This window comes from Streptomyces alboniger (assembly GCF_008704395.1).
Classification (GTDB): Bacteria; Actinomycetota; Actinomycetes; order Streptomycetales; family Streptomycetaceae; genus Streptomyces; species Streptomyces alboniger.
In genome coordinates, this window is the sequence record NZ_CP023695.1 from 3,514,293 (window position 1) to 3,538,252 (window position 23,960).

26 protein-coding genes and 1 pseudogene are annotated in these 23,960 nt (G+C 71.2%); 18 read left to right on the plus strand and 9 right to left on the minus strand.

The genetic code is table 11. The features are described from left to right. The first annotated feature begins 1 nt into the window (after position 1). The 5 genes from CP975_RS15370 to serC all read left to right on the plus strand — a co-directional run bounded on the left by CP975_RS15370 (position 2) and on the right by serC (position 4,698). Positions 2 to 358, plus strand: a complete 357-nt coding sequence (locus tag CP975_RS15370) for a DUF742 domain-containing protein (protein ID WP_055532119.1) — start codon at positions 2 to 4, stop codon at positions 356 to 358. Next, complete coding sequence (locus tag CP975_RS15375; protein ID WP_030787754.1) at positions 339 to 1,001, plus strand: GTP-binding protein; 663 nt, start codon at positions 339 to 341, stop codon at positions 999 to 1,001. The genes CP975_RS15370 and CP975_RS15375 overlap by 20 nt, the downstream gene beginning before the upstream one ends. Then, positions 998 to 2,260 carry a cytochrome P450 gene (locus CP975_RS15380; RefSeq protein WP_246201528.1) on the plus strand — a complete coding sequence of 421 codons (1,263 nt, stop codon included), beginning with the start codon at positions 998 to 1,000 and terminating at the stop codon, positions 2,258 to 2,260. The genes CP975_RS15375 and CP975_RS15380 overlap by 4 nt, the downstream gene beginning before the upstream one ends. After that, positions 2,257 to 3,471 (plus strand): cytochrome P450 family protein, encoded by a 1,215-nt coding sequence (locus CP975_RS15385; protein ID WP_055532117.1) that lies wholly within the window; start codon positions 2,257 to 2,259, stop codon positions 3,469 to 3,471. The genes CP975_RS15380 and CP975_RS15385 overlap by 4 nt, the downstream gene beginning before the upstream one ends. Before the next feature lie 108 nt (positions 3,472 to 3,579). Next, positions 3,580 to 4,698 carry a phosphoserine transaminase gene (serC, locus tag CP975_RS15390; protein WP_055532115.1) on the plus strand — a complete coding sequence of 373 codons (1,119 nt, stop codon included), beginning with the start codon at positions 3,580 to 3,582 and terminating at the stop codon, positions 4,696 to 4,698. 76 nt (positions 4,699 to 4,774) lie between these two features. Here the strand turns inward: serC and CP975_RS15395 are convergent, their stop codons facing one another. Together CP975_RS15395 and CP975_RS15400 are read right to left on the minus strand one after the other, a co-directional pair. Beyond that, positions 4,775 to 5,605, minus strand: coding sequence for an ABC transporter permease (locus CP975_RS15395; RefSeq protein ID WP_055532113.1), 831 nt, complete (start codon positions 5,603 to 5,605; stop codon positions 4,775 to 4,777). Further along, positions 5,602 to 6,600: an ATP-binding cassette domain-containing protein gene (locus CP975_RS15400; protein ID WP_055532111.1), complete on the minus strand. Its 999-nt coding sequence runs from the start codon at positions 6,598 to 6,600 to the stop codon at positions 5,602 to 5,604. Before CP975_RS15400 ends, CP975_RS15395 begins: the two co-directional genes overlap by 4 nt. 163 nt (positions 6,601 to 6,763) lie before the next feature. Between CP975_RS15400 and CP975_RS15405 the strand changes: the two genes are divergently transcribed. Further along, positions 6,764 to 7,531 (plus strand): TetR/AcrR family transcriptional regulator, encoded by a 768-nt coding sequence (locus tag CP975_RS15405; protein ID WP_055532109.1) that lies wholly within the window; start codon positions 6,764 to 6,766, stop codon positions 7,529 to 7,531. A gap of 31 nt (positions 7,532 to 7,562) precedes the next feature. Here CP975_RS15405 and CP975_RS15410 read toward each other — a convergent pair whose 3' ends face one another. Then, positions 7,563 to 8,552: a hypothetical protein gene (locus tag CP975_RS15410; RefSeq protein ID WP_055532106.1), complete on the minus strand. Its 990-nt coding sequence runs from the start codon at positions 8,550 to 8,552 to the stop codon at positions 7,563 to 7,565. Positions 8,553 to 8,637: 85 nt separating this feature from the next. Between CP975_RS15410 and CP975_RS15415 the strand changes: the two genes are divergently transcribed. After that, positions 8,638 to 9,342, plus strand: a complete 705-nt coding sequence (locus CP975_RS15415; protein ID WP_055532127.1) for a GDSL-type esterase/lipase family protein — start codon at positions 8,638 to 8,640, stop codon at positions 9,340 to 9,342. On the opposite strand, the gene CP975_RS15420 is transcribed toward CP975_RS15415, so the two are convergent. Continuing rightward, positions 9,323 to 10,201, minus strand: a complete 879-nt coding sequence (locus tag CP975_RS15420; protein WP_055532105.1) for an MBL fold metallo-hydrolase — start codon at positions 10,199 to 10,201, stop codon at positions 9,323 to 9,325. The genes CP975_RS15415 and CP975_RS15420 overlap by 20 nt on opposite strands. Before the next feature lie 97 nt (positions 10,202 to 10,298). Here CP975_RS15420 and CP975_RS15425 point away from each other — a divergent pair, with 97 nt between their 5' ends. The 3 genes from CP975_RS15425 to CP975_RS15435 all read left to right on the plus strand — a co-directional run bounded on the left by CP975_RS15425 (position 10,299) and on the right by CP975_RS15435 (position 13,095). Further along, positions 10,299 to 11,249: an AraC family transcriptional regulator gene (locus tag CP975_RS15425; protein ID WP_055532103.1), complete on the plus strand. Its 951-nt coding sequence runs from the start codon at positions 10,299 to 10,301 to the stop codon at positions 11,247 to 11,249. A gap of 86 nt (positions 11,250 to 11,335) precedes the next feature. Further along, positions 11,336 to 11,746, plus strand: coding sequence for a peptidoglycan-binding domain-containing protein (locus tag CP975_RS15430; protein ID WP_055532101.1), 411 nt, complete (start codon positions 11,336 to 11,338; stop codon positions 11,744 to 11,746). A 128-nt stretch (positions 11,747 to 11,874) separates the two neighbouring features. Continuing rightward, a complete protein-coding gene (locus tag CP975_RS15435; RefSeq protein WP_055532099.1) occupies positions 11,875 to 13,095 on the plus strand; it encodes a DUF418 domain-containing protein in 1,221 nt (406 codons plus the stop codon). Positions 13,096 to 13,101: 6 nt separating this feature from the next. Here CP975_RS15435 and CP975_RS15440 read toward each other — a convergent pair whose 3' ends face one another. Continuing rightward, positions 13,102 to 13,608 (minus strand): carboxymuconolactone decarboxylase family protein, encoded by a 507-nt coding sequence (locus CP975_RS15440; RefSeq protein WP_055532097.1) that lies wholly within the window; start codon positions 13,606 to 13,608, stop codon positions 13,102 to 13,104. A 24-nt stretch (positions 13,609 to 13,632) separates the two neighbouring features. On the opposite strand from CP975_RS15440, the gene CP975_RS15445 reads away from it, so the two are divergent. The 3 genes from CP975_RS15445 to CP975_RS15455 all read left to right on the plus strand — a co-directional run bounded on the left by CP975_RS15445 (position 13,633) and on the right by CP975_RS15455 (position 15,869). Next, positions 13,633 to 14,166 (plus strand): MarR family winged helix-turn-helix transcriptional regulator, encoded by a 534-nt coding sequence (locus CP975_RS15445; protein WP_150477009.1) that lies wholly within the window; start codon positions 13,633 to 13,635, stop codon positions 14,164 to 14,166. Between the two features lie 81 nt (positions 14,167 to 14,247). After that, positions 14,248 to 14,832: a Uma2 family endonuclease gene (locus CP975_RS15450; protein WP_055532095.1), complete on the plus strand. Its 585-nt coding sequence runs from the start codon at positions 14,248 to 14,250 to the stop codon at positions 14,830 to 14,832. 47 nt (positions 14,833 to 14,879) lie between these two features. Then, positions 14,880 to 15,869, plus strand: a complete 990-nt coding sequence (locus tag CP975_RS15455) for an aldo/keto reductase (protein ID WP_055532093.1) — start codon at positions 14,880 to 14,882, stop codon at positions 15,867 to 15,869. Between the two features lie 134 nt (positions 15,870 to 16,003). On the opposite strand, the gene thpR is transcribed toward CP975_RS15455, so the two are convergent. The 3 genes from thpR to CP975_RS15470 all read right to left on the minus strand — a co-directional run bounded on the left by thpR (position 16,004) and on the right by CP975_RS15470 (position 18,562). Further along, the gene (gene thpR / locus CP975_RS15460; RefSeq protein ID WP_055532091.1) at positions 16,004 to 16,594 is read right to left on the minus strand and encodes an RNA 2',3'-cyclic phosphodiesterase; all 591 of its coding nucleotides are present in this window, start codon (positions 16,592 to 16,594) and stop codon (positions 16,004 to 16,006) included. 95 nt (positions 16,595 to 16,689) lie between these two features. Continuing rightward, positions 16,690 to 18,033 (minus strand): MFS transporter, encoded by a 1,344-nt coding sequence (locus CP975_RS15465; protein WP_150477010.1) that lies wholly within the window; start codon positions 18,031 to 18,033, stop codon positions 16,690 to 16,692. Between the two features lie 91 nt (positions 18,034 to 18,124). Next, a complete protein-coding gene (locus CP975_RS15470) occupies positions 18,125 to 18,562 on the minus strand; it encodes a MarR family winged helix-turn-helix transcriptional regulator (RefSeq protein WP_055532087.1) in 438 nt (145 codons plus the stop codon). A 143-nt stretch (positions 18,563 to 18,705) separates the two neighbouring features. On the opposite strand from CP975_RS15470, the gene CP975_RS15475 reads away from it, so the two are divergent. The 3 genes and pseudogenes from CP975_RS15475 to CP975_RS15485 all read left to right on the plus strand — a co-directional run bounded on the left by CP975_RS15475 (position 18,706) and on the right by CP975_RS15485 (position 19,526). Next, on the plus strand, positions 18,706 to 18,888 hold the full coding sequence (locus CP975_RS15475) for a toxin-antitoxin system HicB family antitoxin (RefSeq protein ID WP_150477011.1): 183 nt from the start codon (positions 18,706 to 18,708) through the stop codon (positions 18,886 to 18,888). Positions 18,889 to 18,944: 56 nt separating this feature from the next. After that, the gene (locus tag CP975_RS15480; RefSeq protein WP_030862426.1) at positions 18,945 to 19,139 is read left to right on the plus strand and encodes a ribbon-helix-helix protein, CopG family; all 195 of its coding nucleotides are present in this window, start codon (positions 18,945 to 18,947) and stop codon (positions 19,137 to 19,139) included. Further along, a pseudogene (locus tag CP975_RS15485) lies at positions 19,136 to 19,526 on the plus strand (type II toxin-antitoxin system death-on-curing family toxin). Before CP975_RS15480 ends, CP975_RS15485 begins: the two are co-directional and overlap by 4 nt. Before the next feature lie 46 nt (positions 19,527 to 19,572). On the opposite strand, the gene CP975_RS15490 reads toward CP975_RS15485, so the two are convergent. Next, entirely contained in the window at positions 19,573 to 21,021 is a 1,449-nt protein-coding gene (locus tag CP975_RS15490) for an NCS2 family permease (RefSeq protein WP_055532085.1), read from the minus strand. 179 nt (positions 21,022 to 21,200) lie between these two features. Between CP975_RS15490 and CP975_RS15495 the strand changes: the two genes are divergently transcribed. Then, on the plus strand, positions 21,201 to 21,458 hold the full coding sequence (locus CP975_RS15495; RefSeq protein ID WP_030787816.1) for a DUF2530 domain-containing protein: 258 nt from the start codon (positions 21,201 to 21,203) through the stop codon (positions 21,456 to 21,458). A gap of 95 nt (positions 21,459 to 21,553) precedes the next feature. Continuing rightward, positions 21,554 to 23,956 (plus strand): HAD-IC family P-type ATPase, encoded by a 2,403-nt coding sequence (locus CP975_RS15500; RefSeq protein ID WP_055532083.1) that lies wholly within the window; start codon positions 21,554 to 21,556, stop codon positions 23,954 to 23,956. The last annotated feature ends 4 nt before the right edge of the window (positions 23,957 to 23,960 follow it).

The window sequence follows — 23,960 nt, forward strand, 5'->3', positions numbered from 1 at the left end:
CGTGCGCCGCCCCGGCCGCGACGACTCGCCCGACCGGCTGTACACCCTCACCGGAGGCCGCAGCCGGTCGGCGCCCGACGCCCCCTTCGACCTGGTGACCCTCATCGTCGCCGAGTCCGGCCCCCTGCCGGGCATGCAGTCCGAGCACGCCGCGATCCTGCGGATGTGCGAGCTGCCCACGGCGGTCGTGGAGATCGCCGCCGACCTGGGCCTGCCGGTGAGCATCACCCGCATCCTGCTCTCCGACCTGCTCGACGCGGGCCGGATCAGCGCCCGGCACCCCCGCTCGGGCCCCACGCACAGCCTTCCCGATTCCGAACTCCTGGAGCAGGTGCTCGTTGGACTCCGCAATCTCTGAACGCAAGCCGGCCGGCGAACGCGAGCCGGCCGGTGCCGGCCGAAGAGAGCTGACCGCGACCGCCGACAACGGCCTGAAGATCGTCGTGGTCGGCGGCTTCGGCGTCGGCAAGACGACGCTGGTCCGCTCCGTCAGCGAGATCCGTCCCCTCAACACCGAGGAGACGATGACGCAGGCCGGCCGGGGCATCGACGAGACCGGCGGCCTCGAAGGCCTCGACGGCAAGACGTCCACGACGGTCGCCTTCGACTTCGGCCGCATCACGCTCGACGCGCGCAACGTGCTCTACCTGTTCGGCGCCCCGGGCCAGGAACGCTTCTGGTTCCTGTGGGACCGCCTCTTCGCGGGCACGCTCGGCGCGGTCGTCCTCGTCGACACCCGCCGCCTGGAGGACTCCTGGTACGCGATCGACCGCCTGGAACACCACGGCACGCCGTTCATCGTGGCCCGCAACGACTTCGGCGGGCCCCAGCACACCCCCGAGCAGCTGCGCGAGGCGCTCGACCTCGACCCGTGGGTGCCCCTCGTCGACTGCGACGCCCGCTCCCGCGAGTCCAGCAAGGGCGTACTGATCACGCTCGTGGAACACCTGAAGTCGCTGTACGCCGCTCAGCCGAACGCCCCCCAGGAGAACGCCCAGTGACCTGCCCCGTGACCGGCGCCGCCCCCGGTCCCGTACCGCTCTCCGGCCCCCGCTTCGCCACCGAACCCGCCCAGCTGTACCGGGAGATGCGCCGCGACCACGGCCCCGTCGCACCCGTACTGCTCGACGGCGACGTGCCCGCCTGGCTGGTGCTCGGCTACCGCGAGCTGCACCAGGTCACCGGCGACCCCGTGCTGTTCAGCCGCGACTCCGAGCTGTGGAACCAGTGGCCGGCCATCCCCGCCGACTGGCCCCTGCTCCCGATGATCGGCCACCGGCAGCCGTCCATCCTCTACACGGTCGGCGAGCGGCACACCCGGCGCGCCGCGATGATCTCCCACGCCCTCGAAGCGGTCGACCCCTTCGAACTCCGGGCGCACGCCGAGACGTTCGCGGACGAGCTGATCGACCGGTTCTGCGGCACGGGCGCCACGGACATCATCGCCGAGTACGCGATGCTGCTCCCGGTGCGGGTCCTTGCCCGTGTCTACGGCTTCTCCGACGAGCAGGGCCCCGGCCTCGTCACCGCCATGAACGACATGATCGACGGCCGTGAGCGGGCTCTCGCGGGCCAGCAGCACCTGGCCGGTTCGATGATGCGGCTCATCGCCGACAAGCACGAGAAGCCGGGCCTGGACGTCGCCTCGTACATGATCGAGACGCAGCTCACCGAGGACGGCTCGGACTTCACCGACGAGGAGATCGCGCAGGACCTGATGGTGATGATGGCCGCGGGTCACCAGCCGACCGCCGACTGGATCGGCAACTCGCTGCGCCTGATGCTCACCGACGACCGCTTCGCCGCCTCCCTCTTCGGCGGCCGCAACAGCGTCGCCGAGGCCATGAACGAGGTCCTGTGGGAGGACACCCCCACCCAGAACGTCGCCGGGCGCTGGGCCTCGCGCGACACCCGGCTCGGCGGGCGCCACATCAACGCCGGTGACCTGCTGCTGCTCGGCCTCGCCGCCGCCAACGCCGACCCGCAGATCCGCACCGACGGCTCCGCCCTGACCGGCGGCAACAGCGCCCACTTCGCGTTCGGGCACGGCGAGCACCGCTGCCCCTTCCCCGCCCAGGAGGTCGCCGAGGTCATCGCGCGGACCGGCATCGAGGTGCTCCTGGACCGCCTGCCCGACCTGGACCTCGCGGTACCGGCGGGGGACCTCACCCGCCGCCCGTCGCCCTGGCTGCGCGGCCTGACCGATCTGCCGGTGCGCTTCACCCCGACCCCGACCTCAGCGTTTGGAGACCCCAGATGACGCGCATCGCCCTGGACCCCTTCGTCACCGACCTGGACGGGGAGAGCGCCCGGCTGCTGGCGGCGGGCCCGCTCGCCGAGGCGGAGCTGCCCGGCGGCGTGCCGGTGTGGGCGGTCACGCACCACGCGGAGGCGCGTCAGCTCCTCACGGACAAGCGGCTGGTGAAGGACATCGAGGTCTGGGGCGCCTGGCGGCGCGGCGAGATTCCCGCCGACTGGCCGCTGATCGGCCTCGCCAACCCGGGCCGTTCCATGCTGACGGTCGACGGCGAGGAGCACCGCCGGATGCGGACACTAGTGGCGCAGGCCCTCACCCCGCGCCGGGTGGAGCGGCTGCGCGGCCGCATCACGGAGCTGACGCACGCCCTGCTCGACAAGCTCCCCGCCTCCGAAGTGGTGGACCTGAAGGCGGAGTTCGCGTACCCCCTGCCCATGTACGTCATCAGTGACCTGATGGGCATCGACACGGCTGACCATCCGCGCCTGAAGGTCCTGTTCGACAAGTTCTTCTCCACGCAGACCCCGCCGCAGGAGGTCGTCGCGACGCTCGGCGAACTGGCCGCGATGATGGGCAAGGTCGTCGCGGCCCGCCGCGCGGAGCCCGGCGACGACCTCACCAGCGCGCTGATCCAGGCCTCCGAGAACGGCGACCACCTCACGGACGAGGAGATCGTCTCCACCCTCCAGCTGATGGTGGCGGCGGGCCACGAGACGACGATCTCCCTCATCGTCAACGCCGTCGTGAACCTGTCCGCACACCCCGAGCAGCGCGCGATGGTCCTCTCCGGCCAGGCCGGCTGGGACGCCGTGATCGAGGAGACCCTGCGCTACTCCACACCGACCTCGCACGTCCTGATCCGCTTCGCCGCGGAGGATGTCCCGGTCGGGGACAAGGTGATCCGCAAGGGTGACGCGCTGATCGTGTCGTACGGGGCGATAGGCCGCGACGAGCGGGCCCACGGCCCCACGGCCGCCGCCTTCGACATCACGCGCACCTCCCCCACCCGCCACATCTCCTTCGGCCACGGCCCGCACGTCTGCCCCGGTGCGGCGCTCTCCCGCCTGGAGGCGGGGGTGGCGCTCCCGGCCTTGTACGAGCGCTTCCCGGACCTGGCCTTGGCGGTCCCGCGCTCGGAACTGCGCAACAAGCCGGTGGTGACGCAGAACGACTTGTACGAGCTGCCGGTGAAATTGCGCCCCTCCGGCGTTTGAGGAGCGGGGTCCGGGGCGGAGCCCCGTGGTATGGACACCCAAGGGGCAGTGGATCTCAGCGGCCGGACACCAGGAGAACCCCGCGCCCTGAGCCGCTAGGCTCCCCCCGTGGCTGAGATCCAGATTCCCGCTGACATGAAGCCCGCCGACGGCCGTTTCGGCGCGGGCCCCTCCAAGGTGCGTACGGAGGCGCTGGAGGCCCTGGCCGCCACCGGCACCTCCCTCCTCGGTACGTCCCACCGCCAGGCCCCGGTCAAGAACCTGGTCGGCCGGGTGCGCGAAGGCGTCAAGGACCTCTTCTCCCTCCCCGAGGGGTACGAGGTGATCCTCGGCAACGGCGGCTCCACCGCGTTCTGGGACGTGGCGACGCACGGCCTGATCGAGAACAAGTCGCAGCACCTGAGCTTCGGCGAGTTCTCCTCCAAGTTCGCGAAGGCGGCCAAGCTCGCCCCGTGGCTCGCCGAGCCCACCGTGATCACGAGCGACCCGGGCACCCACCCGGCCCCCCGGGCGGAGGCGGGCGTCGACGTCTACGCCTTCACCCACAACGAGACCTCGACGGGCGTCGCGGCTCCCGTCAAGCGGGTCGCGGGCGCCGACGAGGGCTCCCTCGTCCTGGTGGACGCCACGTCCGGCGCGGGCGGCCTGCCGGTCGACATCGCCGAGACGGACGTCTACTACTTCGCCCCGCAGAAGTCGTTCGCCTCGGACGGCGGCCTGTGGATCGGCGTGTTCTCCCCGGCGGCGATCGAGCGCGCCGAGCGGATCCACGCGTCCGGCCGGCACGTGCCGGAGTTCTTCAGCCTGCCGACGGCGATCGACAACTCCCGCAAGAACCAGACGTACAACACCCCGGCGCTCGCCACGCTGTTCCTGCTCGGCGAGCAGCTGGAGTGGATGAACTCCCAGGGCGGCCTCGCCTTCACGACGGGCCGCACCGCCGAGTCGGCGCGGACGCTGTACGGCTGGGCCGACGAGTCCAAGTACGCGACGCCGTTTGTCACGGATCCTGCCAAGCGGTCTCAGGTCATCGGCACGATTGACTTCTCCGAAGAGGTTGACGCGGGCGCCGTTGCTAAGGCTCTGCGGGCCAACGGGGTCGTTGATACCGAGCCGTATCGGAAGCTGGGCCGGAATCAGCTGCGCGTCGCGATGTTCCCGGCGATCGACCCCGCGGATGTCGCTGCGCTCACCCAGTGCGTTGATTACGTGATCGAGCGCCTTTAATGCTCCCAGCTGCGCGGCCAGCCACCTGCGGGTGCGTCGTGGCTGGTCGCGCAGTTCCCCGCGCCCCTATCGGGGCTTATCGGCTCAGCTGCTTGAACTTTCGTACCGCCAGGGGCAGGAACACCAGCGAGATCACGATCGGCCACACCACCGCCATCAGGACCGCGTGCTGCTCCACCCAGGTGGAGCCCCCCGCACCGGGGTTGCCGAACAGTTCACGCGCGGCCGTGCCCGTCGACGAGACGGGGTTCCACGCCGCGATCGGCGCCAGCCAGTCCGGCATCAGGGACGGCGCCACGAAGACGCTGGAGATCATCGTGAGCGGGAAGGCCACCGCGTAGAGGCCGCCCGCCGCCTCCGGGGTCGGTACGAGCAGGCCCAGGAAGACCCCCACCCAGATCAGGCTGAACCGCAGGAACAGCAGCAGCCCGAAGGCGAGCAGGGTGTCGAGCACGCCCGCGCTGGAGCGCCAGCCGATGGCGAGGGCGGTCAGCGCGAGGATGGTCAGTTCCGCGCAGGCGACGACGAGGTCGGCGACGCCCCGCCCCGACGCCACCGCCGAGGGGGCCATCGGCATCGAGCGGAAGCGGTCGATGACACCCTTGGAGGCGTCGGTGACCACGGCCATGGCGGTGTTCATGAAGCCGAAGGCCATGGTCATCACGAACATGCCGGGCATCAGGAACTGCTTGTAGTCGCCGTCGTCCCCGCCGCCCGGCACCTTCATCGCCTCGCCGAAGACGAAGCCGTACAGGAGTACGGAGATGATGGGGAAGCCCAGCTGCCAGGCGATGGTGACGGGCTGGCGCACGAAGTGCGTGAGGTAGCGGCGGGTGACGTTCCAGCAGTCGGCGAGGGCCCAGTAGAGCCGTCCGCGCGAGGTGTCGGCGGTGAGGGCGACGCTCATGCCGCGACCTCCTTCTCAAGGTGGGTGACGGGGTCGGCGGCCTCGGAGGTCTGGCCGGTCAGGCGCAGGAACACATCGTCCAGACTCGGCCTGCGCAGGCCGATGTCCTCGACCGGGACGCCCTCGTCCTGGAGGGTCCGCGCCACGTCCGTGAGGGCGGCGACCCGGTCGGTCACGGAGGCCTGCACGCGCCGCTCCACCTCGATGACGAGCGGTTCACCTGCGCAGACCCGGCTGACGGCCTTGACGGCGGCGGGCAGGTCGGCGGCCTCGCGGACCACGACGTCGAGGTGGCTGCCGCCCACCGTGTTCTTCAGGCCGTCGGGGGTGTCGTCGGCGATGGCCCGGCCGCGGTCGATGACGGTGATGCGGGAGGCGAGCCGGTCGGCCTCCTCCAGATACTGCGTGGTGAGCAGCACGGTCGTGCCGCCCGCGACCAACTCCCTTACGGTGTCCCAGACTTCGAGGCGGCTGCGCGGGTCGAGGCCGGTGGTCGGCTCGTCCAGGAAGAGGACGGCTGGCGCGAGGATCATCGAGGCGGCGAGGTCCAGCCTGCGCCGCATGCCGCCGCTGTACTGACCCGCGCCCTTCTCCGCCGCGTCCTCCAGGTGGAACTGCTCCAGGAGTTCCTGGGCGCGCAGGGCGGCCCGCTTGGCGCCGAGGTGGAACAGGCGGCCGAACATCTCCAGGTTCTGCCGCCCGGTGAGGATCTCGTCGACCGCGGCGTACTGCCCGGTCAGGCCGATGCGACCGCGGACCAGGGCGGGTTCGCGCACCACGTCGGCGCCGGCCACCTCCGCGCACCCGCCGTCGAGCCGCACGAGCGTGGACAGGATCCGTACGGCGGTGGTCTTGCCCGCGCCGTTGGGTCCGAGCAGTCCGTGCACCGTCCCCTGCCGCACGTGCAGGTCGAAGCCGTCCAGCGCGTACTTCTCGCCGTACCGCTTCTCAAGCCCCTCGGCCCGTACCGCGAGGCCGTTCCCGTTGCCGTTCATGCCTGACCCTCCAGGTCGTCGTACATGCGCGAACCGTGCCGCGCACCCTCTGGGTACGCCGTACTCATTTGAGAGTACACCGTACTCAGTTCGTCGGGTACACCGTACCCAGTTTCGTGGGTACGGTGTACCCAATTCCAGTACGGGCGATTAGGGTGAGCCCATGACGAGCAAGAACGGCGGCGACGACCGGCGCACCGGCAGCGACATCACCCGCAGTCTGGAGCTGCTCTGGGAGGGGAGCGGGCGCCCGGCGCGCGGGCCGAAGCCGGCCCTCACCCTCGACCGGATCGTCACCGAGGCGGTACGCCTCGCCGACGCCGAGGGGATCTCGGCGGTCTCGATGCGCCGCCTGTCCACGGAGCTGGGCACGGGCACGATGTCCCTCTACCGCTACCTCCCCGGCAAGGGCAGCCTGCTGGACCTGATGCTCGACCGCGTCTACACCCCGCCGGAGGAGGAGGGCCCCTGGACCGGCGGCTGGCGCGAGGGCGTCGAGACGTACGCCCGCGAGACCCTCTCCCTCTACCGCCGCCACCCCTGGCTGCTCCACGTCAACCAGGCCCGCCCGGTGCTCGGCCCCGGCGCGGTCGGCGGCCTCGACCGGACCCTGTCGCGGATCAGGCCGATGGGGCTGACCGACCCCGAGCTGATCGGCGTCATCGTCATGGTCGAGGGGTACGTCACCGGGGCCGCCCGCACCCAGGTGCACGAGATGGAGGCCGAGCAGCGGACCGGCCTCTCCGACCAGGCGTTCTGGGAGGCGCAGACGCCGGTCCTGGAGGAGGTCATGAAGAGCGGCCGCTATCCGTCCCTCGCGACGCTGGGCGAGGACGCGTTCGGCCCGGACTTCGACCACTTCGAGTTCGGGCTCCAGCGCCTCCTGGACGGCCTGGACGTCCTGGTCGCCCGGCGCGGACAGGCCGCCTGAAGAGACCGACGAGGCGGAGGAGCCTGCGGGCTCAGCGTTTGCGCAGCAGCCGCTTCAGGCCGAAGAAGGCGAGCAGCACGGCGACGACCGCGACGGCGCCCGTCCTCAGGTCCCCGCCGAACCCGCCGGGCCCCGCGTCACCGCCGTCCGAACTCCCGCCCCCCGTACCCGAGCCGGAGTCGCCGCCCTTCCCCGGCACCTCCACGGGCGTGACCTCGCTCTGCGCGCCCTCGGTGCCGTACATCAGGGTCGTGCCGTCCGGGGTGTACGTGATCGACTCGCCCTGCCGCTGGATGGGGACGCTGAGGCGCCCCTCCCGCGCGGGCTTCTCGCCCTCGCCCTTCCACGCGTAGGAGACCCCGCCGAAGTACCCGCGCAGGGCCAGCTGCCGTCCGTCGGGCGAGAAGGCGCCGTCGGTCACCCACAGGTCGGTGGCGGCGACGCGCTTGAAGACGTTCGTCCTGGAGGCGGACATCTCGGCGGGCCCCTCATAGAGGCTGCCGCCCTCCTCCTTCTTGTCGGCGATGTAGATCCGCCCGGTCTTCGGATGCACCATCAGCGCCTCCGCGTCCCGCGCCCCGTCGGCGTACTTCACGACGTACTGCGTGGCGCGGACCGTCTGGTCCTTGAGCGTCTTCGGCTCGGGCAGCTTGTAGATCCACACGTTCGACCAGGTGCCGCCGAGGTTGTCGCCGATGTCGCCGACGTAGAGGTTGCCGTCGGCGCCGACCGAGATCGCCTCGACATCGCGCGGGGCGCCCACGCCGGTCATCGTGACGGTGGCGACGGTCTTGCCCGTCCGTGAGTCGACCGCGTACAGGAAGGCGCCCTTGTCCTGGTCGTTGTGCGTCCAGTAGATCCCGGGGTGGGCGCGGGACGCGGCGAGGCCGCTGGACTCGACGATCCGCGGGTCCTTGATGGTGAACCCCTCGTGGTCGTCGGCCGCGGCGGGCCCCGCCGCGGTCAGGAGCAGCACGGCACCGGCGAGGAGGACAGAGGGAACAGCCCGAAGCGAACGCATGGGCCCAAGCGTGCCATCCGCGCGGCGAGCCGGGGTGCTCAGCCTCACATCGCAGGTGGCGGGCGTGATCCGCGATGATGTGCGGATGCTCAGGTTCATGTTCGTCGGCGACTCGATGACGATCGGAAGCGCCGGTGAACACACCTGGCGCTACCGGATGTGGCAGCACCTGCGCGACACCCTCGGCGACGGGGGCTTCGCGGTGGTGGGGCCCCGCGACACCCTCTACGACCAGTCCGCGGGGGAACCCCTCTCCCACGACTACGCCGACGCGGACCCGGACTTCCCCCGCCACCACCTCGCGGGCTGGGGCGAGGGCTGGCTGCACATGGCGCCGCGGGTGGCCGGCGCGCTGGCCCGCGACCCCGCGGACGTCCTGCTGATCTCGCTGGGCCTGATCGACCTCGGCTTCTACACGAACGCGGAGCAGACGGCCGCGAACGTCCGCGCGTTCATCGGCCGGGCCCGCTCGGCCCGCCCGCACATACGCATGGTCCTGCTCCCCGTCATACCGAACATCCGCGCCGAGTCGGACGCGCCCTTCGCCGCCGAGGTGGCCCGCTTCAACGAACTCCTCGCGAAGACCGTCGCCGACCTGGACACGGGCTCCTCCCCCCTCCTCCTGGCCTCGTCCCCGCCGTCGTACGACATCCACCTCGACACCTACGACGGCACGCACCCGAACACGAGCGGCGAGCACAAGCTGGCCGGGGCCTTCGCGGACGCGCTGGGGCAGGCGTGGGGCATCGGCGGCCCCTACGCGCCGCTGCTCACGCGGCCCACCGGCTGACCGCGAACTTCGCCCCGTCCCGCCGGACCTCGGCGGCGCCCGCGCCCCGGAAGTGCGCCGGGACCACCAGCTCCCGCTCGTCCGCGGCCCGCCCGAGGATCCGCACCCGGGTCGCGGCGGCCTCCCGCGGGTCGGCGCACAGGCAGCTGCTGTGGCCGGGTTCGAGGATCTGCACCGGGGTGTGCAGCAGGTCACCGACGAAGACGGCCCGGTCGGTGCCCGAGGCGAGGCGCAGGACGGACGAGCCGGGGGTGTGGCCGGGCGCGGCCTCCAGGGTGAGGTGGGCGTCGATCCGGTGGGTGCCGCTCCACAGCAGCGTCTGACCGGCCCGGTCCACCGGCGCGACACTGTCCGCGAAGACCGGGTCGCGGCTCTCCTCGTCCGCGCCCCGCGGGCCGAAGTGGGCGTGGTCGGCGGCGGGCATGAGGTAGGTGGCGTTGGGGAAGGCCGGCACCCAACCGCCGTCCCCCGCGCGGGTGTTCCAACCCACGTGGTCGGCGTGCAGATGGGTGTTGACGACGACGTCGACGTCCTCGGGGCGGACTCCGGCGGCGGCGAGGCGGGCGAGGAAGTCGGTGTCGAGGTGCGCGAAGTGCGGCGCGTCGGGCCGTTCCCGGCCGTTGCCGACCCCGGTGTCGACGAGGATGGTCCTCCCCTCGCTCCTGAGCACCCAGGTCTGCACGGCCGCCACGGTCCGGCCACTGGCGGGGTCCCAGAAGTCGGGCGCGAGCCAGTCCTCGTTCGCGCGCCACACCCCCTCGGGCACTCCGGGCACGAGCGCGGCGGCCGGGAGGAAGGGCGCCTCCAGCTCCACGACCCTGCGGACCTCGACCTCGCCCCACATCATCTTCATGTCCATGCGTACGACCGTAGGGACCGGGCGCTGAGCGCCTCAATGCCCCCAACGCTCATCTGAATACGCGTACGCCTCACCAGCGCCCCTCTACGCTGCCCTCATGGATGTAGTCAGCGACGCGATCGCGGCCGCGCGGATCGGGCGGCCCGACGCCCACCGGGTCAGGGCCTCGGGCTCGTGGTGCAGTCGGCTGCCCGCCTACGACGGGGTGGGCTTCCACGTGGTCCTGGAGGGCGGCTGCTGGCTGCTGCCGGACGACGGGAGCGCGCCGTTCACGCTGGCGACGGGCGATGCGGTGCTGCTGCCGCGCGGGGCGGGACACGTGCTCGCGGACGCCCCCGCCGACGCGCACACCGTCGCACGTGCGGTGCCCTTCGAGCGGTGGCGGCAGCCGGAGACGGAGGGCGAACAGCAGGGCGCGGCAACGGAGTTGCTCTGCGGCAAGTACCGCTTCGACGGCCGCCACGCCCACCCGCTGCTCGCCGAGCTGCCGGAGGTCGTGCACCTGCCCCGGCGGGAGGGGCGCCACCCGGAGCTGGGGGCGGCGATCGGCCTGCTGGGCCGGGAGACGGGCGCGGCGCGCCCCGGCGCGGACGTGGCCGTCCCCGGCCTCCTGGACCTGCTCCTCGTCTACATGGTGCGGGCCTGGACGACGGACGGCCCGCCCGCGTCCGCCGCCGCCCGCTGGCCCGCCGCGCTCGGCGACCCGGTGGTCGCCGAGGCCCTGCGCCTTCTGCACTCGGCCCCCGAGGCCCCGTGGAGCAACGACCGGCTGGCCGCCCGCACGGGCGTCTCCCGCGCCACGCTCGCCCGCCGCTTCACGGCCCTGGTGGGCCGCGCCCCGATGGCCTACCTCACCTGGTGGCGCATGACCCGGGCGGCCACGCTCCTGCGCGACACGACGGACCCGCTGGAGACGGTGGCGCGCCGGGTGGGCTACGGCTCGCCGTACGCCCTCTCCCACGCGTTCACCCGGACGTTCGGGACGACGCCGGGGCGCTACCGGACGCGGTACGGCTCAGGTTTACGGGCCGTTACACCGCTGGTTTGACGCGTACGTCCTGTGCTGTGGGCGACCCTGATGCCCTGCCGCCACGAGCAGCCGCCGGCGGTCCACCTCACGGACGGGACGTACTCATGAAGCGCTCACTGATCGGAGTCCTCGCCGCGGCCTCCCTGGCGGGGGCGGCCCTGGCCACCGCCGCCCCGACGCAGGCGGCGGCCCTGCCGACCTGCACCACCTACCGGGAGTACCAGGGCCTCTACGTGTTCTCCACGGCGAGCGGCTCGATCAACTGTCAGCTGGCCGCGGGGACTCGGAGCAGCGGTGCGGTGCCGCAGCTCCAGCGCAACCTGCGGGACTGCGACCGCTACCAGCGCGACGTCACCGTGGACGGCATCTTCGGCCAGCGGACGGTGGCGGCCCTCAGGTGGGTGCAGAACAAGGAGGGCGTGCCCCCGACCGGCGCCTACGGCCCCGCCACCCGCGACAAGATGTACTTCATGGTGGCCGGCAGCCGGACCGAGTGCCGGCCGCTGAACGCCTGACCGGCACACCTGCCGACTGCCTGGCAGGACGCCTACCGACTGCCTGACCGGTACGCCGACACTTTGGTCGCCGCTCCCTAGCCATTGGACGGACGCGGCCGGGCCACCCGTCTCCCTACCGTCCAGGCATGACGACCGAGACCACGAAGACAGAGCGGGCCCTCGCCCCCGATCTGGCCCGAGGGCTGATGCTCCTGCTCATCGTGCTGTCCAACACGGGCTTCCACCTCTGGAAGGCGGAGCGCGGGCCCTCCGGGTGGCAGCCCGTGGACGGCGGGGCGCTCGACCACGCCGTGCAGTTCACGATGATCACCACCCTCGACATGCGGGTGTACCCGCTGTTCGCCTTCCTCTTCGGGTACGGCATGACGCAGCTCTACCTGCGTCAGACCTCCGCGGGAGCTTCGGGACGCGACGCCGCGCGGATCCTCCGCAGGCGCAGCCTCTGGCTGATCGTGATCGGGCTCGCACACTCCACGCTCCTGATGGCCGGCGACATCGTCGGCTACTACGGGCTGCTGAGCCTCGGCCTCGGCCTGCTCTTCCTGCGCCGGGGCGACCGCGCGCTCAAGTGGTGGATCGGCATCGGCGCCGCGCTGCTGCTCTTCGGGGCGCTGGAGCCCGTCGTATCGGCCTGGCTGCGGGGCGAGTTGGGGTCGCTCGGCGACGCGGGTGCCGAACCCGGCGCCGCCGCCTATGCCGCCGACGAGCCGAGCTGGCTCGACGCCGCCGGCACCCGCCTGGAGAGCGGCCTCTTCGTCACGTTCGTCGCCGCGCCGCTCTCCCTCGTCGGCGGCGGCTTCACCGTGTTCCTGCTCGGCTTCTGGGCCGCGCGCCGCCGGATCCTCGAAGCACCCGGCCACCACCTCCCCCTCCTGCGCCGCACGGCGGTGCTCGGCATCGCGGTCGGCTGGCTCGGAGCCCTTCCGGCGGCCCTCGCCCACATCGGCGTACTCGACGTACCGGACGACGCGCAGAGCGAGACGGGAGCGCTGAGCCTGCTGCGCGACGTCACCGGGAACGCCGCCGGCCTCGGCTACGTCGCCGCCCTCGCCCTCTTCGCCCACTGGTGGACCCGGCGCCCGACGAGGCGCGGCGCACGGGCGGTCACCGCGGTCTCCGCCGTCGGCAAGCGCTCCCTGTCCTGCTACCTCACGCACTCGCTCCTCTTCGCCCCGCTCCTCGCCGCCTGGGGCCTCGGCCTGGGCGCACACCTGACCAGCGCGACGATGGCGCTGGTCGCCACCGGGGTGTGGCTGGTGACGGTGGCCGGGGCCTACGCCCTGGAGCGGGCGGGGCGGCGAGGCCCGGTGGAGGCGGTGCTGCGGCGCCTGGTCTACCGGGCGTGAGGACGGTCAGGTCGCTCGCGTCAGCCGGTTCGCGAGCGTCGACATCGTGTACGCACCGAGGCCGAGGACGACTTCGAGGGCGTTGCGCTCGGTGTAGCCGTGGGAGAGGAACGCCTTCACGTCCTCGTCGGGGACGCCGCCCGCCGTGGCCAGCACTGTCAGGGTGAACTGGCGTACGGCTTCGAGCCGTTCGTCCGGCAGCTCCCGCTGCTCGCGCAGGGCGGTGATCAGCTCCGTCCCCGCACCCAGCTTGCGCAGCTTGCCGGTGTGCATGGTGACGCAGATGTGGCAGTCGTTGCGCGTCGCGAGCGTCATGATGACGACCTCGCGGGCCACGGGCTCCAGCGTCGTACGGTCGAAGGCCGCGCTCATCTCCAGGAAGCCGTTGAGGAGTTCCGGCGACTCGGCGAGGCGCGCCACCGCGTTCGGGAGCTGGCCGAAGGCCTGGGTCACCCGCTCCATGGCGGGGCGGGACTCGGCCGGCGCGGTGTCCACGGTGTGCTCGACGAACATGGTGTTCCCCCTACTATCGACAACATGGTTGACGACATGAAGGTAAACCAGGTTGTCGATGAGCGCAAGGGACATGCGGGAGGAGAAGAGGAGGGCGCAGGCAGGGGATACGAACTTCCCTTCCTCCTCCTCGCCGGCTTCCGCTCCCTCATCGACCGCCTGCACTCAGAACTCGCCCACCAGGGCCACCCCGACATGCGCCCCGCCCACGGCTTCGCCATGCAGGCCATCGGGGCCCGGGGCGCGACCGCCAGCGAGATCGGCCGCCGCCTCGGCGTCTCCAAGCAGGCCGCGGGCAAGACCGTCGACCGCCTCGTCGCCCTCGGCTACGCGGCCCGCGCCGACGACCCGGCCGACGCCCGCCGCAAGCTGGTCCGCCTGACCCCGCACGGCGTCGACGCGCTGCGCCGCTCGGCGGTCGTCTTCGACGAGCTGCGGGCGGAGTGGGCGGCGACCCTCGGCGCGGACCGGCTCGGCGAGCTGGAATCCGGCCTGCGCGCGGTCGTGCCGCCGGAGGCGTTCCGCCTTGACGCGGCGGGGTGGCTGGGCGGTTCGTGACCGGACGTGACCTTGCCTCCGTGCGTATCGTTGTACTGCGCGGCTGCCCACCCAAAGAGGCAGCCGGGGAGGAGCGCCACGATGACTCTTGTGGACGACAGGATCAAGATGGCCGACAACAACACCGCGCGCCTGGACGAGATGTTCGAGGCGCTTGAGCGGGGGCCCTTCCTCGAGGGATACAAGATCGACATCATCGATGGGGCCGTCCACATGACGCCGCAGCGGGCCAACCACTGGGACATCATCGCGGGTGTCTACGACCAGTTGAGGACCAAATACCCGCGTCAGCGCACACTGTCCGACGTCCGCATCGACTACCCCGGTGAGCTGAATGCCTTCTGTAGTGACGTGGCCCTGGTCGCCGAGGGTGCCGAACGCACGGAGCGGGGCGGTTTCCTGTGCGGCGACGTCGAGTTCGTCGCCGAAGTGATCTCCCGGAGCACGGGCCCGAACGACTACGGCCCCAAGAAGTCCGGATACGCCACCGCCGGCGTCGCCGTTTACCTGATCGTCGATCCCTACAAGGGCAAATGCCACGCCTACACTCAGCCCGAGGGCGATGACTACCACGTCCGGACGACCGTCGACTTCGGCGAAAAGGTCGACTTGACCCACACCCCCCTCGGCCTCGTCCTCGACACCTCCGACTTCTGCCGCGACTGACCCGAGCCCTCTAAACCCAGCCCCTCAACCCCCTTGGCCAGGACCTCATGAAGTACACGCAGCTGGGACGGACAGGGCTCAAGGTCAGCCGGCTCGCGCTCGGCACCATGAACTTCGGGCCGCTCACCAACGAACCCGACAGCCACTCGCTCATGGACACCGCGCTCGACGCGGGCGTCAACTACTTCGACACCGCCAACGTGTACGGCCAGAGCGCGGGCAAGGGCCGCACCGAGGAGATCATCGGAACCTGGTTCGCCCAGGGCGGCGAGCGGCGCGACAAGGTCGTGCTCGCCACCAAGGTGTACGGGAACATGACCGCCGACGGCGAGCCCGTCTGGCCCAACCACGACCGGCTCTCCGCGCTCAACATCCGCCGCGCCGTCGAGGGGTCGCTCAAGCGGCTCCAGACCGACTACATCGACATCTACCAGTTCCACCACATCGACCGGCACACGCCGGTCGAGGAGATCTGGCAGGCCGTCGACGTCCTGGTCCAGCAGGGCAAGATCCTCTACGCCGGGTCCTCCAACTTCCCCGGCTACAAGATCGCCCAGGCCAACGAGACCGCGGCGCGCCGCGGCGGCTACGGCCTCGTCAGCGAGCAGTGCCTGTACAACCTCGCCGTGCGCGACGCCGAGATGGAGGTCATCCCGGCCTCCCAGGAGTACGGCGTCGGCGTCATCCCCTGGTCGCCGCTGCACGGCGGCCTGCTGGGCGGCGCGCTGAAGAAGGCGGAGGGCGCGCGCCGCAGCGGCGGGCGGGCCGCGGCCGAGCTGGCCAAGCCGGAGGTGCGCGCGCGGGTCCAGGCGTACGAGGACCTGCTTGACAAGCACGGCCTTGCGCCCGGCGAGGTCGCCCTGGCCTGGCTGCTGACGCGCCCCGGCGTCACCGCGCCGATCCTCGGCCCGCGCACCGCCGAGCAGCTCGACTCCGCGCTGCGCGCCGTCGAGCTGGAGCTGTCCCGGGAGGTTCTCGACGCGCTGGACGAGATCTTCCCCGGTCCGGGCCCCTCACCGGAGTCCTTCGCCTGGTAGCCCCTCGGGGTGAGCGGGGCGGCCGCGGCAGGCCCTAACCGCCGAGCGCGGCCGCCACCGCCACCACGACGAACATCATCACGAGCACACCGGCCATGATCCGGTTTCTGGTCTTCGGGTCCACACCGTCGAGGTTAACCGGCCGCCCCCGGAAGCCGGGCGCCGCCTCCCAGTGGCCAGCGCCCGATCGTCTCGTACCGGGGCCGCTCGCCCGGCACCCCGCTCCTCGGCAGCTCACTGCGTACGAGCGTCAGCTCCTGAACCGTCCAGGGCGCGCCCTCGAAGGGGGCGAGGGCTTCGGCGTACGGGCGGAGGTCCGTCTCTCCCCCGCCGCGCGCCAGCGTGAGATGCGGGCGGTAGGGCCGGTGCTCCTCCCTCGGGAGGCCCGCCTTGCGCGCCGCCGCGTCCGCCCGCGCCGCCAGCAGCCGCAGCGCCGCCGCGTCACCCGTGGCCCCCGCCCACAGCACCCGGTCCCCGAAGTGCCCGCCTCCGCGCAGGGCGAGCGCGAAGGGCGGCGTGCGGTGCGCCGCCCGCTCCAGGCGGGCGGTGAGGTCAGGCACGGTCTCCTCGGGCACCTCGGCCATGAAGGCCAGCGTGAAGTGCCAGCTGTCGCGGGGCGCCCAGCGCAGGGCCTCGGCGCCAGGGAGCTTCCGCAAACCGGCCGCGGCGGCGGCCAGTTCGGAGGTCACGGCGTCCGGAGGGAGAACCGCGGCGAAGAGTCTCATGGGGAGAGTCTCCCCGCGGCTCGGAGAGCTGTCGCGGGCCCTCGGCACGCCCGCCGCCCGGCCGGGCCACCCCGCACGCCCGCCGCCAGGCCGGGCTACGCCGCGGTCGTCAGCTCCCGCTCCCTCGGCACGAAGCGCAGGTGCTGCCTGCCGCGGCGCAGGTCCACCTTCAGCCGAAGGTTCGCCGCGCGCGCCAGCATCAGGCCCACCCCGACCGCGGCGAGCGCGCAGACCAGGCCGCCGACGGCCATGCTGAGCCGCACGCCGTAGGCGTCGGCGAGCCAGCCGAAGAGGGGTCCGCCGAGCGGCGTGCCGCCCACGAAGACCATCATGAACAGTGACATGACGCGGCCCCGCATCTCGGGGTCGGTCGCCATCTGCACCGAGGAGTTGGCGGTGACGTTCACCGTCAGGCCGAGGATGCCGATGGGCACGATCAGCGCGACGAACATCCACAGCTCGGGGGCGAGGGCCGCCACGATCTGGAGCACGCCGAAGGCGATCGCCGCCCCGGCGAGCAGCCGCAGCCGCGAGGTGCCGCGGCGGGCCGCGAGGAGCGCGCCGGCCAGCGAGCCGAGCGCCATCAGCGTGTTGAACAGTCCGTACATCCCGACGCCGCCGTGGAAGACGTCGTCCGCGAAGGCGCTCATCCAGATCGGGAAGTTGAAGCCGAAGGTGCCGATGAAGCCGACAAGGACGATCGGCCAGATCAGCTCGGGGTGCCGGGAGACGTAGTTCAGGCCCTCCCGCAGCTGCCCCTTGCCGCGCGGCTTGCGCGGGGTGGGGTGCAGCTCGTCGGGGCGCATCAGCAGCAGGCCGGTGAGCGGTGCGAGGAAGGACAGGCCGTTGGCGAGGAACGCCCAGCCGGGTCCGACGGCCGCGGTCAGGCCACTCGCCACGGCGGGGCCGATGAGGCGGGCGGACTGGAAGTTCGCCGAGTTGAGCGAGACGGCGTTGCGGACCTGGTCGGGGCCGACCATCTCGGAGACGAAGGACTGCCGCGTCGGGTTGTCGACGACGGTGACGAGACCGGTGAAGAAGGCCGCCACGTAGACGTGCCAGACCTGGACGTGCCCGCTGAGGGTGAGCGCGGCGAGGAAGAGGCCGCTGACGCTCATCGCGCCCTGAGTGCAGAAGAGCAGGTTCCGCTTGGCGAAGCGGTCGGCGATCACGCCGCCGTAGAGGCCGAAGAGCAGCATCGGCAGGAACTGCATGGCCGTGGTGACACCGACGGCCGCGGAGGAGCCGGTGAGGCTCAGCACCAGCCAGTCCTGGGTGATGCGGGCCATCCAGGTGCCGGTGTTCGAGACGACCGCGCCGGTCGCGAAGAGCCGGTAGTTGCGGATCTTCAGCGAGCTGAACATCGAGGACTTGCGGGGTTCAGGCTTGTCGAGGGTGGTTGGTGCGGGGGCGGAGTCTGCTCCGGATCCCGTACTCAAAGTGCGTTCGCCTCCTTTTGCGTACGAAGGGTGTGTGAGGTGGTGCGGGACCGGCGGCTCGGTGCCGGCGGTCCCCGGTGGCTTCGGCGGCTCAGAGGTGGGCGAGCTTCTCCAGGACGGGGGCGGCGGCGCGCAGGCGCGCCCACTCGTCCTCGTCGAGGTGCTCGACCAGCCCGGCCAGCCAGGCGTTCCGCTTGCGGCGGCTCTCTTCGAGCATGGCCTCGGCGGTCTCGGTCTGGGTGACCACCTTCTGGCGGCGGTCCTCGGGGTGCGGTTCGAGCCGGACCAGGCCCTTGGCCTCAAGCAGCGCGACGATGCGGGTCATCGACGGCGGCTGCACGTGCTCCTTGCGGGCCAGCTCGCCCGGAGTGGCGTGGCCGCAGCGGGCGAGGGTACCGAGCACCGACATTTCGGTGGGGCTCAGCGACTCGTCGACACGCTGGTGCTTGAGTCGACGGGACAGGCGCATCACAGCGGAGCGCAAGGCGTTCACGGCGACGGCGTCGTCACCATGGGAGAGGTCCGGCATGTTCGTTAGAGTAACTCATTACCCAAGCTAAAGACCACCCACTTCCCCCACCTCTCGACCACCAAACCCATTGGTCACCCGTAAGAGTGAGTGGACGACGGAAAGACGGGTGTCCCCCGTGAGCGGCCGGGACCCTGTCCCGCATGGGATCGACAGTGCTCAGCCTGCGGATAGACGGTGAGCTGCACGACCGGCTCCGGGCGCACGCCGCGAAAAGAGGAATGAGCGTCCAGGACTACGTGGTCCGGACGCTCATTCGAGACGACTTCGACGAACGGTTCGCGAGGTCCGTCGAGGAGACGGAGAAGTTCTACGGGGCGGCGTGACGCCCGGTGCGCGGCTGGCAGCACGCGCCCTGGTACCAGCCCGGTATCACGGGCGTATGGCAATGACACTCCGACTCCCCGACGACCTCGACGCGAAGCTCACCGAACGCGCGCGCCGCGAGGGCCGCAGCAAACAGGAGCTTGCCATCGAGGCCATCCGTGAGGCTCAGGACCGGGCCGAGCTGAAGGTCGACGACGTCCTGGCAGAGCTGATGGACAGCGACGCGGAGATCCTGGACTACCTGAAGTGACCGACGTGCGCTATGTGCAGATCGACGAGATCCTCGCCATCGCCCGCGCGGTCAACGGCACCAGCCACAGCGTGCGGGACATGGGGCTTCCCCTCGGCGGTCGAACGGCCCCGGACCCACGTGTTCGGTGCCGAGCTGTACCCCACCCTCCACGAGAAGGCCGCCGCCCTGCTGCACTCGATCGCCCGCAACCACGCGCTGATCGACGGCGACAAACGCACAGCGTGGCTCGCCATGCGCTTCTTCCTCCGCGTCAACGGCGTCAGCGCGGCCACCCGCCCGCCTCACGTCTCCGTCGCGGGGCCGTTCGTCGAGGATGTCGCGCAGGACGACATCGACGTCCCGACCGTCGCCAAGCGCCTCGCGGCTTGGTTCCCCGTCTCCTGACGGGGAACCGTGCGCGGCTGAGCGGAGCGCGGGGGCGCCACCGTGCCTACGTCAGATCCAACGCCGGCATCAGGTAATAGAAGGCGAACACGGCCGACACCGCGTACATCGCAGCCGGAACGTCCCGCCCCCGGCCCGCGGCCAGCCTCAACACCGTGAAGGTGATGAAGCCCATGCCGATGCCGTTCGTGATCGAGTACGTGAACGGCATCATCAGCATCGTCACGAACGCGGGGATCGCGATCGTGTAATCCGCCCAGTCGATCTGGCGGATGGAGCCCGACAGGATCAGGAAGCCCACCGCGAGCAGCGCGGGGGTGGCCGCCTGGGACGGGACCATCGTGGCGAGCGGCGTGAGGAAGAGCGCGACGGCGAAGAGGCCGCCGGTGACGACGTTCGCGAGGCCGGTCCTCGCGCCCTCGCCGACGCCCGCCGTGGACTCCACGAAGCAGGTGGTGGCCGAGGAGGACGAGGCGCCGCCCGCGGCGACCGCGATGCCGTCCACGAAGAGCACCTTGTTGATGCCGGGCATGTTGCCGTTCGCGTCGGTCAGCTTCGCCTCGTCGCCGATGCCCATGATCGTGCCCATCGCGTCGAAGAAGCACGAGAGCAGCACGGTGAAGACGAAGAGGACGCCGGTCAGGACGCCGACCTTCTCGAAGCCGCCGAACAGGCTGATCTCACCGACGAGCCCGAAGTCGGGCGTCGAGACCGGGTTGCCCGGCCACTCGGGAGTGGTCAGACCCCAGGACGGCACCTCAGCGACGGAGTTGATGATCATCGCGACGAGCGTCATGACGACGATGCTGATCAGGATGGCGCCCGGCACCTTGCGCACCATCAGGGCCAGCGTCAGCAGCACGCCGAGCGCGAAGACGAGCACCGGCCAGCCGTTGAGGTGACCGTCCCCGCCGAGCTGCAACGGCACGGTGGTGTGCGCGGCGTCCGGCATGCGCGAGACGAAGCCGGAGTCGACGAGGCCGATCAGCATGATGAACAGGCCGATGCCGATCGCGATGCCCTTGCGCAGGCCGAGCGGCACGGCGCTCATCACGCGCTCCCGCAGTCCGGTCGCGACGAGCAGCATCACGACGAAGCCCGCGAGGACGACCATGCCCATGGCGTCGGGCCAGGACATGCGGGGCGCGAGCTGGAGGGCGACGACGGTGTTCACACCGAGGCCCGCGGCGAGCGCGATCGGGACGTTGCCGACGACGCCCATCAGGAGCGTGGTGAAGGCGGCGGTGAGCACGGTCGCGGTGACCAGCTGCTTGTTGTCGAGCTGGTGCCCGTACATGTCCTTCGCGCTGCCCAGGATGATCGGGTTGAGCACGATGATGTACGCCATCGCGAAGAAGGTGGCGAAGCCGCCGCGGACTTCCCTGACCAGGGTCGAGCCCCGCTCGCTGATCTTGAAGTAGCCGTCGAGCCCGCCCTGCGGGGGCTTCGGGGGCTCTTTACCGGCGTCGACCGGGGCAGTGGCCGAGGGGGACATGGAAAACCTCGTGACTTGTATTTTCGTACGAAAGCAACCGGCCATTCATAAGCCGTTTCAGTATGAATACATAAAGCGGAAATCGCTATCTCCGCGCGTAGACCCCGGCGGGGCAAGGGCACGGCCGGGGGCCGCGGGTGCCGCGGGGCCCCCGGCAGGGGCCCCGTAAGCTAGGCCCCATGGCCAAGTGGACCCCCAAGCACGAAGCGCCGGAGCCCCTTGAGGGCCCCGTGGTCGCCACCATCACGGGCGGCACGATCCTCTGGTTCGTCCTCTTCCTGGCCCAGCTCCCCTTCTACGGCTGGTTCGACGACCGCGACGCCACCTGGTGGGTGTGGACCTGCCTGGCCGGCGGCGGCCTCGGCCTCATCGGCATCTGGTACGTACGGGTGCGCGACGCCGCGATCAAGAGGTCGAAGGTCACTCAGTCCGACTAGCCCGTACGACCACGGGACCGGGCCCGTCCTACCGTGGTCGGATCTTTGGGGCATTCAAGGGGTGAAGCCCCAGCACCGCCCTTACCGTCGAATGCATGACGCATATCGACGCGGGCGCCGAACTCGACCCCGTCCACCCCGTGCAGCCGCCCGAGGGGCCGCCCAAGGGGCTGAGCGCCGCCGAGGTCGCCGAGCGGGTCGCCCGCGGCGAGGTCAACGACGTACCGGTCCGCAGCTCCCGCTCCCTCGCCGAGATCATCCGGGCCAACGTCTTCACCCGCTTCAACGCGATCATCGGCGTGCTCTGGGTGATCATGCTGTTCGTCGCGCCGATCCAGGACAGCCTCTTCGGCTTCGTGATCGTCGCCAACACCGGCATCGGCATCATCCAGGAGTGGCGCGCCAAGAAGACCCTCGACTCCCTGGCCGTCATCGGCGAGGCCAAGCCGACCGTGCGGCGCGACGGCAGGGCCGCCGAGATCTCCGCCTCCGAGATCGTCCTCGGCGACCTGGTGGAGCTGGGCCCCGGCGACAAGATCCCGGTGGACGGCGAGGCCGTGGAGACCGACAGCCTGGAGGTCGACGAGTCGCTCCTGACCGGCGAGGCAGACCCCGTCGTCAAGAAGCCCGGCGACAGGATGATGTCGGGCTCGTTCGTGGTCGCGGGCGGCGGCTCGTTCACCGCCACCAAGGTCGGCCGCGAGGCGTACGCCGCGCAGCTCGCCGAGGAGGCGAGCCGCTTCACCCTCGTCCACTCCGAGCTGCGCTCCGGCATCTCCACGATCCTCAAGTACGTGACGTGGCTGATGGTGCCGACCTCCGTCGGCCTGGTGATCTCCCAGCTCGTCGTCAAGGACGACAACTTCAAGGAGTCCATCGCATACACGGTGGGCGGGATCGTCCCCATGATCCCGGAGGGGCTCGTCCTCCTCACCTCCGTGGCCTTCGCGATCGGGGTGATCCGGTTGGGCCGCAAGCAGTGCCTCGTCCAGGAACTGCCCGCGATCGAGGGCCTCGCGCGCGTCGACACGGTCTGCCTGGACAAGACCGGAACCCTCACCGAGGGAGGCATGGACGTCACCGAGCTGCGCCCGCTGAACGGCTCCGACGAGGAGTACGTACGTAAAGTCCTCGGCGCCCTCGGCGAATCCGACCCGCGCCCGAACGCCTCCCTCCAGGCCATCATCGACGCCTACCCCGACAGCGAGGAGTGGCGCTGCACGGAGTCCCTGCCCTTCTCCTCGGCCCGCAAGTACAGCGGCGCCTCCTTCAGCGAGGGCGACGGCACCGCGTCCGCCTGGCTGCTCGGCGCGCCCGACGTGCTGCTGCCCGACGACGACCCGGCCCTCACCGAGATCGAGGAGCTGAACGAACAGGGCCTGCGCGTCCTGCTCCTCGCCCGCGCCGCCGGCGACCTCGACGATCCCGACGTGGCCGACCGGGCGGACGCCGCCGCCCTGGTCGTCCTGGAGCAGCGGCTGCGCCCCGACGCCGCGGACACCCTGCGCTACTTCGAGGAGCAGGACGTGGCCGCCAAGGTCATCTCGGGCGACAACGCGGTCTCGGTGGGCGCGGTCGCGGGCAAGCTCGGCCTGCCCGGCGCGCAGAACACCGTGGACGCGCGGCGGCTGCCCGCCGAGAAGGACGAGATGGCGCGAGCCCTGGACGACAACGCGGTCTTCGGCCGGGTCACCCCGCAGCAGAAGCGCGACATGGTGGGCGCCCTCCAGTCACGGGGGCACACGGTCGCGATGACGGGCGACGGGGTGAACGACGTACTGGCTCTGAAGGACGCCGACATCGGCGTCTCGATGGGTTCGGGCTCGGAGGCGACGCGGGCCGTGGCCCAGATCGTGCTCCTCAACAACAGCTTCGCGACGCTGCCCTCCGTCGTCGCCGAGGGCCGCCGCGTCATCGGCAACATCACGCGCGTGGCCACACTGTTCCTGGTGAAGACCGTCTACTCGGTGATCCTCGCGCTGCTCGTGGTCTGCTCGCAGGTCGAGTACCTGTTCCTGCCGCGCCATCTGACGCTGCTGTCCACGCTGACGATCGGCGTCCCGGCCTTCTTCCTGGCCCTCGCCCCCAACAAGGAGCGCGCGCAACCGCACTTCGTCCGCAGGGTCATGCGCTACGCGATCCCGGGCGGCGTGATCGCGGGCGGCGCCACCTTCGCGACGTACCTTCTGGCCCGGCACCACTACGAGGGCGCGGGCGCGCGGGAAGCCGAGACAAGCGCGGCCACTCTGGCACTGTTCCTGATCGCCATGTGGGTCCTCGCCATCATCGCCCGCCCCTACACGTGGTGGCGGATCGGCCTCATCGGCGCGATGGGTCTCGGCTTCCTGCTCGTGCTGACCGTGCCCTGGCTCCAGGACTTCTTCCAGCTGAAGCTGGTGGGCACGACGATGCCGTGGGCGGCGGTCGCGATCGCGGCGGTGGCCTCGCTGGCCATCGAGGTCATCTACCGCTGGGTGGACCGCCGCGTGCCGGCGTGAGCCG